The sequence below is a fragment of the Rhodococcus sp. T7 genome (assembly GCF_009872365.1).
Classification (GTDB): Bacteria; Actinomycetota; Actinomycetes; order Mycobacteriales; family Mycobacteriaceae; genus Rhodococcus_F.
This window is the reverse complement of record NZ_WXYH01000326.1, coordinates 55,646-66,978: the sequence shown is the minus strand read 5'-3', so window position 1 is coordinate 66,978 and position 11,333 is coordinate 55,646. Positions and strand designations below refer to the sequence as shown.

Here is an 11,333-nt window from a genome sequence, read left to right as displayed (position 1 = left end):
AACGATTCCAACCACTCCGTGGTCTCATCCGGATCGATATCCGGCAGATACGACGCAACACCCTCACGGATGACGCGAACGCGTCCCTCGGAGCCCGGGGTTGCACTGGGGTTGGAAGGTTGGGCCGCTCCGGCGCCGGGTGTGGCGGAATCCGGTTGAGACGCGGGTCCCTGGATCAGGTCTGACAACGTTGCTCCTCATTGTGGTGGGACGCGCGGTGTGGCGTCCTCTCCATGCGATCGCGGCCTTGTTAGGCCCGATCCATCTCCTTTATGAATATGGCGCGACCCTCATCTTTCCCCATTGCGGCGCGGTCGGCACACCGTGCTCGGGTTACTCTTCGGTAGCGTTTGCGCAGATCCGGGGCCGAATGTTGAATTTATCGATGTCGTCGAAAACATGGGGGAGACGAATGCGCACGTCGTCGCGCCGTTGGGGGCTGCTGAGTGCTGCCGCCGCGGCGATCGTCGGCGTCGGTGTCATCGCCGGATGTGGCGCCGCGATCGAGGGGACCGCGCAGCAGAACGATTCCCAGGCGGCCGAGTACGCCGCCGAAGCGACGTCCTCGTCGGTGGCCGCGTCGTCCTCGCAAAAGGCCGCGGCCGAGCGGGAGGCGCTCGTGGAGCAGTGCACGATGTTCGTGACCCGTGCCGGCGAGACCATCGACACCTACAACACGTTCATCGACGCCGCCAACGCCGAAGCCGCGGACACCGGCGCGAAGGCGAGCGCCGCCGCGGCGGCACTCCGGTCGGCCGCGGACGGCGCGAACGCCGCCACACCCGCACTTCCCCCCGACCTGACCGGACTCCTCACCGATTACGCCAACAACTATCGCGAACTCGCGGCCGCCGTCGACGGCGGGCAACGCGGAGACATTCTGAACACTCTCGCGAGCCGAGGAGACGAGCTCAGCGACTCGATTCGGGCAGCCTGCCCCACATCGTGACTCCCGCACCGTAGGCTCGGGCGATGACCACGCATCACTACATTCTCAGAAAAATTCGCGTGGTCGGCTTGCGCGAAAGCGTTCGAGCATGTTCGCTTTCACCTAATTGATCTTCATCCGGCAGGTGTTCGGGTACCCGAGCACCGTCAACAAAAGGAGGACCCCACCGTGGTCGCCGCGGCGGACGCCCAAAACTACGCTCAGAAACTCGGGATCACTGCCGACATGGCGGTACAGGAACTGGGCTGGGACGAGGACACCGACGACGACCTGCGTGCCGCGGTCGAGGACACCATCGGTGGAGAACTGCTGGACGAGGATTCCGACGAGGTCATCGACGTCGTGCTGCTGTGGTGGCGCGACGAAGACGGAGACCTCGTCGACGCCCTCATGGATGCCATCGGCCCCCTGGCCGACGAGGGATTCGTGTGGGTCCTCACCCCCAAGACCGGTCAGCCCGGTCACGTGGAGCCCAGCGAGATCGCCGAGTCCGCACCCACAGCCGGTCTCACCCAGACGTCGGCGGCAAATCTCGGAGACTGGTCGGGAAGCCGTCTGGTTCAGCCGAAGTCGCGTCCCGCGAACAAGCGCTGAACAGTCTCACCTTTCCCGTTCACTCACCGAAGGAATCACGTCATGCCGCTCGAGGTGGGCACCACTGCCCCCGATTTCACCCTCAAGGACCAGAACAACCAGGAGGTGACGCTTTCCGATTACCGCGGAAAGAAGAACGTCCTGCTCGTGTTCTACCCGCTCGCGTTCACCGGAACGTGCCAGGGTGAGCTCTGCAAGGTTCGCGACGAATTGCCGAAGTTCGAGAACGACGAGACGGCGATCCTCGCCCTCTCCGTCGGTGCGTCGCCGACCCACAAGATCTGGTCCGCCGAGCAGGGATACACCTTCCCGCTGCTCGCCGACTTCTGGCCGCACGGCGCGGTCGCGGAGCAATACGGCGTCTTCAACGACAAGCTGGGCTTCGCGAACCGCGGCACCTTCGTCATCGACAAGGAAGGCATCATCCGGTTCGCCGAGATGAACGGACCCGGAGAAGCCCGTGACCAGGGAGCTTGGGAGAAAGCCCTCGCCACGCTAGAGTCCTGATGCGCATCCGGCGAGGTTCTCGCCGGATGTTCGGGCGTGTAGCTCAGTGGTAGAGCTCTGGTTTTACACACCAGCGGTCGGGGGTTCGAAACCCTCCGCGCCCACCGTCAGGCAAGGCCCCGATCTGCGTTCGTGCGCAGGTCGGGGCTTTCGCTTCGCCGGTGTCACTCGTCGGTGAGTTCCGCGAGCTGTTCGGCGGCGGTGCTGTTTCCGCTGTCGGCGAGGCGCCGGAGTTCGTCCATGTCGCCCAGTTCGGTGGCGACCTCGATGAGCTGGTCGGCCGCGTCGGAGCTGCCGGCCTCGGCGAGGCGGCGCAGCTCGGCCATGTCGCCCCGCTCGCCGGCGAGTTCGATCAGGATGTCGACCGCCGTCGGGTCACCGTTCGCGGTTCGCTTGCGCAGGGCGGACAGATCGGATTCAGTCATGATGCGCTTCCCCTTCTCGATCGAGTGTGCCGGTTCGCCGAGCCCGGAGCTCAGCGCGGCGCGTGTGCCATTCGTCCCGTAGCTGCGGCAGTCGGTCGCTGAGGAACTCGGCCAGCGCGACCATCTCCTCGAGCGGAGCGCGGCGTTCGGGTGGGGCGTCGGCCAGCAACACCAAACCCTCCCGGAACAGTGCCGCGTGCTCGCGGTGGAGGGCGGAATCGAAGTTCTGCGGTTGCTGACTCGCCGGGTCCAGGCTCACCCGGTCCACCCGTTCACCGGCCGTGCGGGTGCGCCGCGCCATCCGATAGCCCTCGAGCAGCTTGACCGCGCCGGTGATGGCGCTCCGGCTCGCCAGCAGAGCCTCGCCCAGCTCGTCGATCGTCTGCTGTGGGGGATCACACACGCACAGGTACCCCAGCAGACGCCCCGCCATCGGAGGGAAGCCGTACTGGCGGGCGTAGAAGCGGCCGACGTGGTCGGCGAAGATCAGCTGTGTGTCGGACGGCACAGCACCGAACGTAGCAGTCCTGACTGAAATAACACAGATTTGTGTCATTTCAGTTCGGCTACGGTGCTCCGACTGGTTTCGTGGAGTTAACCTGTTCATCGCCCGGAGCTTCGCCGGCAGTGGCATATTCCTGATATGTCCAGGTACAAGGTAACGCTGCGCAACGGCACGTCGAGCGACAGAACCTTCGAATCAGACTTCCAGGCCGTCAACGAGACACATCGGCCCACCGAACCCGGGGCGGGCATCGTCCAGATCGATCGTTACGAGGACGGCGGGGGAGTGGCCGGCGTCTGGGCTGCGCCGGCCACGAGCCGCCCCACCCGCTAGCCGGTCAGGTGCCGTCTCGCGAGGCCGTCGATCCGCGGCGATCGAGTTCGGCCTCGAATTCAGCGATCCGGCTGGTGACGGTGCGCACCGTTCCACAGCCGTAATCGTTCGCGATCGACTCGCCGAGCAGCGCTCGGTGCTCGCCGAGAAGCGCGAGCAGTTCCTCGTCGCCGAGCTTCGTCACGTCGCTGGACACCCTTCGATCGTCCCAGGCGAAGTCGGCGTTTCCAATGTCTCGCAGAAATTCCCACCGGACGCGCAGAACCCCGCCGGGCCACGTGGGTGTGTTGAGTCAGCACCGAAGATGTGAGCAGGGCGGGGCCGTGCGCCGCCCCTGAATGGGGGGAACGAGGCGGCAAATACCATGGTAGGCGCACGAAAGGGCGCTTGGCGAGATCCTCAGGAGAGTTTCAGGAATCCGACATTCCGACCGGAACGTTTCCGTCCGGCCCGCACGGCCACTACCGGTTGCGCGTGCCCGGACCCACCGTGTCGTAGGCCTCCGCGAGGAGCGAGGTCAGGGTGTCGTCGAGCTGATCGTCGGAGGTGATCGTCAATCGGTGCGTGATCACCGTCTTGGTGGTGGGAAACGCCTCCCGCAACTGCGGGTGATGGACGCGCCGGCGCAGGTCGAGCGCGATCTCGAGTCGCGACGAGTAGATGAACGCGGCAGCGAAGACGCGGGCACGGGCCCACGCGATCTCGGTCCGGTGGACACGCTCGTCCACCTCGCCGCACGCCAGAACGAGGTCACGGAACTGCAGTAGGCGCTCGGTGGCGTCCGGGTCCTTGCCTGCCAGGTACTCGTCGATCGCGGCACTCATGGGACGCTCCTTTACATCGCCTGCAACGTTAGTTGATACAAATAGCGGCGTGCATCGAACCTCCCGTCCCGCCTCCGCGCGCGCCGCAGGCCTGCTTCTCGGCTTCGCCGCAGACCGGGCGTTCGCCGATCCTGCCCGATGGCATCCCGTGGCCGGATTCGGCCGCACGGCAATGGCCTTGGAGAAGGTGACGTACCGCGACCGCCGGTCGGCCGGAATCGTGCACGTCGCCGTCCTCGTCGGTGGAGCGGCGGGCCTCGGTGTCGCCGCGGCCCGGGTGGCGCGGCGCGGGGGATGGATCGGCGAGACGGCCGCGACCGCCGTCGCGGCGTGGGCGGTGCTCGGCGGAACGTCCCTGGGACGGACCGGTTCGAGCATGGCGGCGCACCTCGAGGCAGACGACCTCGCGTCCGCCCGCGCCCTGCTGCCGTCGCTGTGCGGTCGCGACCCCAGCGTGCTCGGCGTCGACGGGCTCACCCGGGCGACGCTGGAGTCGGTGGCCGAGAACACGTCCGATTCCGCGGTCGGGGCGTTCCTGTGGGGCGCGGTGGCCGGCATCCCCGGACTGTTCGTTTACCGGGCGTCCAACACCCTGGACGCGATGGTCGGCTACCGCTCGCCGAAGTACCGCAACTTCGGCTGGGCGGCGGCCCGGTGGGACGACCTCCTCAACCTGCTGCCCGCCCGCCTGACGGGTGCGTTGTCCGTCGCCGCCGCGCCGACGGTCGGTGGGTCGCCGAAGGAGGCGTGGGAGGCGTGGCGGCGCGACGCGTCCCAGCACCCGAGCCCGAACGCCGGTGTCGCGGAGGCAAGCGCGGCGGGCGCTCTCGGGATCTCACTGGGCGGGCGCACCGAATACGCGCACGGCGTCGAGATGCGACCTGTGCTCGGATCCGGGCCGCCACCTCGGCCCGTCGACCTCGACCGTGCGGTGCGGCTGTCGACCGCAGTGCAGGGTGGTGCGGCGCTGGTGTCAGCGGCCCTTGCCGTAGCGGTCGGCCAGTTTCGCTTCCGCCGCCGTCCTCGGCGCTGATTCCACCGGCTTGCTCCGGGCGAACGGCTTCTGCCGAGCCACGGGCGCGGGGGCGGGGGCGGCGTCGTCGGAGGCCTTCGCGGACTTTTCCTTGCGGCGTTCACGCCACTCCGCGCGGATGAAGTAGGCCAGGCCGAGCGGGGCCATGATGCCGAACGCCAGCCACTGCAGGCCGTACGACAGGTACGGGCCCGCGTCGAGTTGCGGGAGCGGAATGGTGCCGAGGCCACCCGGCTGATCGGGTTCGAGTTGCACGTACGCGTCGACGAGGTCGGTGCCGATGAAACCGCCGATCTGGCCCGCGTCGATGTAGTACACCTGCCGCAGCCCGTTCTCGTCGATCGGTTCCTTGCCTGCGATGGTGCCCTCGGACTTGCGGACGCGACCGTCGAGCGTGACCGGCCCGGCAGGCGGCGGATCCACGGGCGGCGCCTCGGTCCCCTGGATCGGGCGCACGTAGCCGCGGTTGACCAGGATCGTGCGACCGTCGGTCAGCTGCAGCGGGGTCAGGACCTCGTACGCGGGCTGCGAGTCGATGGACCGCAACCGGACCAGCAGATCACTGTTCTGCACGTACGACCCGGTCGCGGTGACGCGGCGCCACTCGTCGTCCGGATTCGCCCCGGCGCCGGACAGCAGGGTCTCCAGCGGGACGGGCTCGGCGTCGACCGAGTCGGCGATCAGCTGGTTCCGGTGCTCCGTGGACGTGTTCTTGCCGAGCTGCCACGGCGCGAGCACGTAGAAACACATGAAGGCGAATCCGGCGACCACCAAGGCCAACACCAACCAGCCGGGTCGCAACAGAAATCTCAGCCTTCGCACGCCTCCACGGTAGCCGCTCGCAGGTCGGGACCCTGATCGTGGGTTACCGGCTGCGCACCCAGTCGAGCAGCCCCGGCACCGCGGCCTCGATCTGGAGGCGGACCCGCTCGAAGTCCTCGAGGTCCCCGTAGAACGGGTCGGGCACGGACGACGTGTCCGCGTCCGGGTCGAAACTGCGCAGCAACCGGCGGCGCTCGTCGGGTACGCCCATGTGGGCAAGCTCACGGTCGTGGTTGGCCGCGAGAGCGACCACCAGATCGGCGCCGAGGTGGAACGGCCCGACCTCCGCGGCCGTGTGGCCGGTCGGGTAGCCGTTCAGCTTCAGGGTCTCGTTGGTGCGGATGTCGGCCTCGCGGCCGACGTGCCAGCCGTGTGTCCCGGCGCTGCTCACCATCACTCGATCGTCGAGGGCTTCCCGCCGGAGGTGCTCGGCGAAGATCTTCTCGGCCATGGGGGAGCGGCAGATGTTGCCGGTGCACACGAACGTCACGTGCAGCGGAGACTCAGGCCGCGTCATCGAGCAGCTTCCCGAGGTCGGCGACGGTCTGCGCCGTCGTGTGCGCGCGCTCGGCCTCGGCGGGGAATCCGTAACCCCACTCGACGAACACCGCGGGGATGCCCCAGTGCGCGGCGCCGAGGACGTCGTGGTCGCGGTCGCCGATCATCAGGACGTCGGCGGTGGCGCCCTCGGTGGCGGTGACTCCGAGGTTGTGCAGCGAATGGGCGATCACGTCGGACTTGGCGCGGCGACTGCCGTCGTCGCTGGCTCCGCCGATGAACTCGAAGTAGTGCGCGAGTTCGAAGTGTTCGAGGATGCGGATCGCGAACCGCTCGGACTTCGACGTGGCGACTGCGAGTCTCCGGCCGCTGTCGCGCGCGGCGACGAGCACCTTCTCGATGCCGTCGAAGACGGCGTTCTCCGCCCACCCCACGCGGTCGTAGCGTTCGAAGTAGGCGGCGATCGCCTGCTGCACGAGGTCTTCGTCCAGCCCCATCGACCGGAACGTGTCGATCATCGGCGGGCCGATGACGGCGTCGATCATCTCGTCGGTCGGTTCGGGCTGACCGATCGTCGCGAGCGCGTGGCGGAAGCCGGCGTGGATGCCGGGTGCGGAGTCGGTGAGGGTGCCGTCGAGGTCGAACAGCACGATCGGTGCCGACAGGGCAGTAGGGACGGCTGACGCGGAGGTGGAGAGAGATGTCACCGGACCATTGTCCCTTAGGCTCGACGATCGTGGACATTCGTGCCGGGAGCCGGGAGAGCCTGCGTCACCACGGAGACGTGGATGCGGGGCCCGGACTCCTCGATTTCGCAGTCAACGTGCAGGGCGACGGGCCACCGGACTGGCTGCGCCTCCGCCTCGCCGACGCGCTGGCGCACCTGGGCACGTACCCCACGGTCGCGGCCGATCTCGCGGCCCGGACCGCGGTGGCGTCCCGGCACGGCCGGGACCCCGAGGAGGTGCTGCTGCTCGCCGGGGGAGCCGAGGGGTTCTCGCTGCTCCCGCGGCTCGGGATCCGGGAGGCGGCGCTGATCCACCCGTCGTTCACCGAACCGGAGTGGGCCCTGCGGGAGGCGCAGGTGCCGGTCACGCAGGTGCTGCTCGACGACCCGTACGTCCTCGACTCGGCGACGGTCCCGGAATCGGCCGATCTGGTCGTGATCGGTAACCCGACCAACCCGACGTCGGTACTGCACCCCGCCGAGACGATCCTGCGGTTGCGCCGCCCGGGCCGGATCGTTGTCGTCGACGAGGCGTTCATCGACGCGGTCCCCGACGAGCGCGAGTCGCTGGCCGGTCGCTCACTGCCCGACGTGCTGGTGCTCCGCAGTCTCACCAAGACGTGGGCGCTGGCGGGACTGCGCTGCGGGTACGCCCTCGGGGCCCCTGAGATCCTGGAACGACTGCAGGTGGGGCGGGCGCACTGGCCGGTGGGCAGCCTGCAGGTGGAGGCGATCGCGGCGTGCAGCGAACCGCACGCTATCGCGGCCGCCCGCGACCACGCGGTCGTGCTGGGTGAGTGGCGCGAGGACCTGATCCGGCGGCTGACCGGAATCGGCGTCGCCGTGCACCGGCCCGCGGTCGCGCCGTTCCTGCTGCTCCGCCTGCCGGACGGCGAACTGATGCGCAAGCACCTGCGCCAACAGGGCATCGCCGTGCGGCGCTGCGACACGTTCCCCGGACTCGGACCCGACTACCTCCGCGTCGCGGTGCGCCCCGCGGAGCAGACCGACGCGCTCGTCGACGCGATGAAGGAGATCCTGTGAACCCGGTGCGTCTCGCCGACGTGATCGCGACCCTGGACGCGGCCTACCCGCCCGCCCTCGCCGAATCGTGGGACTCCGTCGGCCTCGTGTGCGGCGACCCCGACGACACGGTGGCGACGGTGTCGGTCGCGGTCGATCCGACGGCCGCGGTGGTCGACGAGGCGATCGCCGCCGGCGCCGACCTTCTCCTCGTCCACCACCCGCTGCTGCTCCGCGGAGTCGACACCGTCGGCGCCCACACCCCGAAGGGTGCGCTCGTCCACAAGCTGATCAAGGCCGGCTGCGCCCTGTTCACCGCGCACACCAACGCCGATTCCGCGGACCCCGGCGTCTCCGACGCACTGGCGGCGACGCTCGGGCTGACCGTCACCGGGCCGATCGAGCCGCACCCCACCGAGAACCTCGACAAATGGGTGGTCCTCGTCCCGTCCGGTGACGCCGACACGGTCCGTCGCGCGCTGTTCGACGCCGGCGCCGGACACATCGGCAACTACCGCGACTGCAGTTGGTCCGTCACCGGGCACGGCCAGTTCCTCCCGACCGACGGCGCGAATCCGGCGCTCGGTGCTGTCGGCGCGCTCGAACGGGTCGAGGAGAGCCGGGTGGAGGTGATCGCGCCGCGAGGCCTTCGGCCGAAGGTGCTCGCCGCGATGCGCGCCGCCCACCCGTACGAGGAGGTCGCGTTCGACGTGTTCGAGACGGCGACATTCCCAGGTCCCCGCGGACTCGGACGCGTCGGCGAGCTACCCGGACCGCTGTCGCTGCGCGACTTCACCGACTGGGTGGCCGACGCGCTGCCGGCCACCACGTGGGGAGTGCGGGCCGCGGGCGACCCCGAAGCCACGATCCGCACCGTCGCCGTGTGCGGTGGCTCGGGCGACTCGTTCCTCGACGACGTCGCACGCCTCGGCGTGGACGCGTACGTGACCGCGGATCTGCGGCACCACCCGGCCGACGAGCACCTGCGCGCCGGAGGTCCGGCCCTGATCGACGTCGCGCACTGGGCGAGCGAGCAACCATGGTGCGAACAGGCGAAGGGCGTGCTCGACACCGCGTTCGCACACACACCGCAGTGGCGGGTGCGGGTGTCCGCGGTGCGCACCGATCCGTGGTCGGTCAGCGCGTCGTCGCCGTAGCGCCGTCCGGCCGAAACCCGTGAAGCGCCGGGGTACGGTTGACACCCAGCAATCTGCCGCAGAAGAACCCTTCACAGAAGACAGCAGGAGTTACCACGCGTGAACGTCGAACCACAGGTGCAGTCCAAGCTTCTCGACCTCGCCGGCGTCGATGCGGAGCTGTCGAGGATCGCCCACCGACGCACCGCGCTTCCGGAGCGTCAGGAAGTCGAGCGGCTCGAGGCGGAACGCGTCACCCGTAAGGACGCGGCCGTGGCCGTGGAGATCATCCTCGACGACCTCGACCGCGACATCCGCAAGCTCGAAGGCGAGGTCGACGCCGTCCGTCAGCGTGAGGACCGCGACCGCAAACTGCTCGAGAGCGGAACGGTCGGATCGAAGCAGCTCACCGAACTCGAACACGAACTCGGCAGCCTCGTCCGCCGTCAGGGACTGCTCGAGGACGAACTGCTCGAGGTGATGGAACGGCGCGAGGCATCGCAGTCCGACCACGACCACGCCGGTGCGCAGCTGTCGCAGATCGAGGAAGACCTCATCGATGCGTCCCGCCGCCGCGATGATGCCGTCGCCGACCTGGACGCCGCGGAGCAGCGCTGCATCCGGGACCGCGCGGCACTGGCTGACCAGTTCCCGGCCGACCTGATCACCGTCTACGAGAAGCAGCGCAGTCAGAACGGCGTCGGCGCGGCACTGCTGCAGGCCCGCCGCTGCGGTGCGTGCCGCATCGAACTCGACCGCGGCGAGATCTCCCGCATTACCGCCACCGCACCGGACGTCGTCGTGCGCTGCTCCGAATGCGGCGCGATCCTGGTGCGCACCAAGGAGTCGGGTCTGTGAGTGTCGGTCGCGTCGTCGTCGAGGCCGACGGCGGGTCGCGCGGCAATCCCGGACCCGCGGGCTACGGCACCGTGGTGTTCGACGCCGCCGACGGCACCGTCCTCGCCGAGCGCAAGGAAAGCCTCGGTACCGTCACGAACAACGTCGCCGAATACCGGGGGCTGATCGCCGGGCTCGAGGCAGCCGCCGAACTCGGCGCGTCCGGGGTGGACGTGCGGATGGACTCCAAGCTGGTCGTCGAGCAGATGTCCGGGCGCTGGAAGGTCAAACACCCGGACATGATTCCGCTGCAGCGCCGGGCGTCGGAACTCGCCAGGCAGTTCGATTCCGTGACGTACACCTGGATTCCGCGGGCCGAGAACGCGCACGCCGACCGCCTCGCCAATGAGGCCATGGACGGTGCCGCCGGTACCGTTGCCGAACCGGAACCGGCTGCCGTCGCGGACAAAGCCACCCCGGCGGCGCCGGGCTGGATGGACACGACGGGCGCCCCGACCCGGATGCTGCTGCTCCGGCACGGGCAGACCGTACTGTCCGTCGACCGGCGGTATTCGGGTCGCGGGAACCCGGCGCTCACCGAGATCGGGCAGGCCCAGGCGAACGGCGCGGCGTCCCGCTTCGCGGGCGACGACGGCATCGCGGCCGTGGTGTCGTCCCCGCTGGGGCGCGCGCAGCAGACCGCGGCGGCCGCGGCGAAGGTGCTCGGGCTCCCGGTCACCGTGCACGAGGGTCTCACCGAAACCGACTTCGGCGAGTGGGAGGGCCTCACGTTCAGGGAGGCCGCCGACCGCGACCCCGAACTGCACCGCAAGTGGTTGTCGGACACGTCGGTGCGACCGCCGGCGGGGGAGAGCTTCGACGAGGTCCGGGAGCGGATCGTGAAGGTCCGCGACGACCTCACCGCCTCCTACGGTGGCTCCACGATCCTCGTCGTCACGCACGTGACCCCCATCAAGACCCTGCTGCAGTTGGCGCTCGACGCGGGACCGTCGCTGCTGTTCCGGCTGCACCTGGATCTGGCGTCGCTGAGCATCGCCGAGTTCTACCCGGACGGCGGCTCGTCCGTCCGCCTGGTCAACGACACCTCCCACCTGTGAGT

At 69.0% G+C, this 11,333-nt stretch carries 17 protein-coding genes and 1 tRNA gene; 10 read left to right on the top strand and 8 right to left on the bottom strand.

Annotation, left to right across the window (positions count from 1 at the left end):
* A partial coding sequence (locus MLGJGCBP_RS52080; protein WP_236581400.1) for a hypothetical protein occupies positions 1–188 on the bottom strand: 188 nt, incomplete at its 3' end.
* Between the two features lie 224 nt (positions 189–412).
* On the opposite strand from MLGJGCBP_RS52080, the gene MLGJGCBP_RS27505 reads away from it, so the two are divergent.
* From MLGJGCBP_RS27505 to MLGJGCBP_RS27490, 4 genes are all read left to right on the top strand, one after another.
* A complete protein-coding gene (locus tag MLGJGCBP_RS27505; protein WP_087562150.1) occupies positions 413–949 on the top strand; it encodes a hypothetical protein in 537 nt (178 codons plus the stop codon).
* A 168-nt stretch (positions 950–1,117) separates the two neighbouring features.
* A complete protein-coding gene (locus MLGJGCBP_RS27500) occupies positions 1,118–1,543 on the top strand; it encodes a DUF3052 domain-containing protein (RefSeq protein WP_005247829.1) in 426 nt (141 codons plus the stop codon).
* 42 nt (positions 1,544–1,585) lie between these two features.
* The gene (locus MLGJGCBP_RS27495; protein ID WP_087562151.1) at positions 1,586–2,050 is read left to right on the top strand and encodes a peroxiredoxin; all 465 of its coding nucleotides are present in this window, start codon (positions 1,586–1,588) and stop codon (positions 2,048–2,050) included.
* Positions 2,051–2,082: 32 nt separating this feature from the next.
* A tRNA-Val gene (locus MLGJGCBP_RS27490) sits at positions 2,083–2,154 on the top strand.
* 60 nt (positions 2,155–2,214) lie between these two features.
* Here the strand turns inward: MLGJGCBP_RS27490 and MLGJGCBP_RS27485 are convergent.
* A complete protein-coding gene (locus tag MLGJGCBP_RS27485; RefSeq protein ID WP_160099433.1) occupies positions 2,215–2,475 on the bottom strand; it encodes a hypothetical protein in 261 nt (86 codons plus the stop codon).
* Positions 2,468–2,983 (bottom strand): GbsR/MarR family transcriptional regulator, encoded by a 516-nt coding sequence (locus MLGJGCBP_RS27480; RefSeq protein WP_160099431.1) that lies wholly within the window; start codon positions 2,981–2,983, stop codon positions 2,468–2,470. The genes MLGJGCBP_RS27485 and MLGJGCBP_RS27480 overlap by 8 nt, the downstream gene beginning before the upstream one ends.
* A 135-nt stretch (positions 2,984–3,118) precedes the next feature.
* Between MLGJGCBP_RS27480 and MLGJGCBP_RS27475 the strand changes: the two genes are divergently transcribed.
* Positions 3,119–3,313: a hypothetical protein gene (locus MLGJGCBP_RS27475; RefSeq protein ID WP_160099429.1), complete on the top strand. Its 195-nt coding sequence runs from the start codon at positions 3,119–3,121 to the stop codon at positions 3,311–3,313.
* Between the two features lie 4 nt (positions 3,314–3,317).
* Here MLGJGCBP_RS27475 and MLGJGCBP_RS27470 read toward each other — a convergent pair whose 3' ends face one another.
* On the bottom strand, positions 3,318–3,509 hold the full coding sequence (locus MLGJGCBP_RS27470; protein ID WP_087562154.1) for a hypothetical protein: 192 nt from the start codon (positions 3,507–3,509) through the stop codon (positions 3,318–3,320).
* A 265-nt stretch (positions 3,510–3,774) separates the two neighbouring features.
* The gene (locus MLGJGCBP_RS27465) at positions 3,775–4,137 is read right to left on the bottom strand and encodes a DUF5655 domain-containing protein (protein ID WP_160099427.1); all 363 of its coding nucleotides are present in this window, start codon (positions 4,135–4,137) and stop codon (positions 3,775–3,777) included.
* A 49-nt stretch (positions 4,138–4,186) separates the two neighbouring features.
* Here MLGJGCBP_RS27465 and MLGJGCBP_RS27460 point away from each other — a divergent pair, with 49 nt between their 5' ends.
* Positions 4,187–5,170, top strand: a complete 984-nt coding sequence (locus tag MLGJGCBP_RS27460; RefSeq protein WP_087562156.1) for a cobalamin biosynthesis protein — start codon at positions 4,187–4,189, stop codon at positions 5,168–5,170.
* On the opposite strand, the gene MLGJGCBP_RS27455 is transcribed toward MLGJGCBP_RS27460, so the two are convergent.
* From MLGJGCBP_RS27455 to MLGJGCBP_RS27445, 3 genes are read right to left on the bottom strand one after another with little or no spacing between them, the layout of a single operon-like run.
* On the bottom strand, positions 5,111–5,992 hold the full coding sequence (locus MLGJGCBP_RS27455; RefSeq protein ID WP_179220499.1) for an SURF1 family cytochrome oxidase biogenesis protein: 882 nt from the start codon (positions 5,990–5,992) through the stop codon (positions 5,111–5,113). The two genes, MLGJGCBP_RS27460 and MLGJGCBP_RS27455, sit on opposite strands and share 60 nt — an antisense overlap.
* 43 nt (positions 5,993–6,035) lie before the next feature.
* Positions 6,036–6,509, bottom strand: coding sequence for a low molecular weight protein-tyrosine-phosphatase (locus MLGJGCBP_RS27450; protein ID WP_160099425.1), 474 nt, complete (start codon positions 6,507–6,509; stop codon positions 6,036–6,038).
* Complete coding sequence (locus MLGJGCBP_RS27445; RefSeq protein WP_087562159.1) at positions 6,496–7,197, bottom strand: HAD hydrolase-like protein; 702 nt, start codon at positions 7,195–7,197, stop codon at positions 6,496–6,498. The genes MLGJGCBP_RS27450 and MLGJGCBP_RS27445 overlap by 14 nt, the downstream gene beginning before the upstream one ends.
* Between MLGJGCBP_RS27445 and cobC the strand changes: the two genes are divergently transcribed.
* The 4 genes from cobC to MLGJGCBP_RS27425 all read left to right on the top strand — a co-directional run bounded on the left by cobC (position 7,191) and on the right by MLGJGCBP_RS27425 (position 11,331).
* Positions 7,191–8,261: an Rv2231c family pyridoxal phosphate-dependent protein CobC gene (gene cobC, locus MLGJGCBP_RS27440; protein WP_160099423.1), complete on the top strand. Its 1,071-nt coding sequence runs from the start codon at positions 7,191–7,193 to the stop codon at positions 8,259–8,261. The two genes, MLGJGCBP_RS27445 and cobC, sit on opposite strands and share 7 nt — an antisense overlap.
* Positions 8,258–9,397 (top strand): Nif3-like dinuclear metal center hexameric protein, encoded by a 1,140-nt coding sequence (locus tag MLGJGCBP_RS27435; protein WP_160099421.1) that lies wholly within the window; start codon positions 8,258–8,260, stop codon positions 9,395–9,397. Before cobC ends, MLGJGCBP_RS27435 begins: the two co-directional genes overlap by 4 nt.
* A 99-nt stretch (positions 9,398–9,496) precedes the next feature.
* Complete coding sequence (locus tag MLGJGCBP_RS27430) at positions 9,497–10,234, top strand: zinc ribbon domain-containing protein (protein ID WP_160099419.1); 738 nt, start codon at positions 9,497–9,499, stop codon at positions 10,232–10,234.
* Positions 10,231–11,331, top strand: a complete 1,101-nt coding sequence (locus MLGJGCBP_RS27425) for a bifunctional RNase H/acid phosphatase (RefSeq protein WP_160099417.1) — start codon at positions 10,231–10,233, stop codon at positions 11,329–11,331. Before MLGJGCBP_RS27430 ends, MLGJGCBP_RS27425 begins: the two co-directional genes overlap by 4 nt.
* Positions 11,332–11,333: the final 2 nt, after the last annotated feature.

What these genes read in the sequence shown, in the direction of transcription:
- cobC (WP_160099423.1), top strand. Translation starts at nt 7,191, where the DNA reads ATGTCACCGGACCATTGTCCCTTAGGCTCGACGATCGTGGACATTCGT.
- MLGJGCBP_RS27450 (WP_160099425.1), bottom strand. Translation starts at nt 6,509, where the DNA reads ATGACGCGGCCTGAGTCTCCGCTGCACGTGACGTTCGTGTGCACCGGC.
- MLGJGCBP_RS27485 (WP_160099433.1), bottom strand. Translation starts at nt 2,475, where the DNA reads ATGACTGAATCCGATCTGTCCGCCCTGCGCAAGCGAACCGCGAACGGT.
- MLGJGCBP_RS27495 (WP_087562151.1), top strand. Translation starts at nt 1,586, where the DNA reads ATGCCGCTCGAGGTGGGCACCACTGCCCCCGATTTCACCCTCAAGGAC.
- MLGJGCBP_RS27505 (WP_087562150.1), top strand. Translation starts at nt 413, where the DNA reads ATGCGCACGTCGTCGCGCCGTTGGGGGCTGCTGAGTGCTGCCGCCGCG.
- MLGJGCBP_RS27475 (WP_160099429.1), top strand. Translation starts at nt 3,119, where the DNA reads ATGTCCAGGTACAAGGTAACGCTGCGCAACGGCACGTCGAGCGACAGA.
- MLGJGCBP_RS27465 (WP_160099427.1), bottom strand. Translation starts at nt 4,137, where the DNA reads ATGAGTGCCGCGATCGACGAGTACCTGGCAGGCAAGGACCCGGACGCC.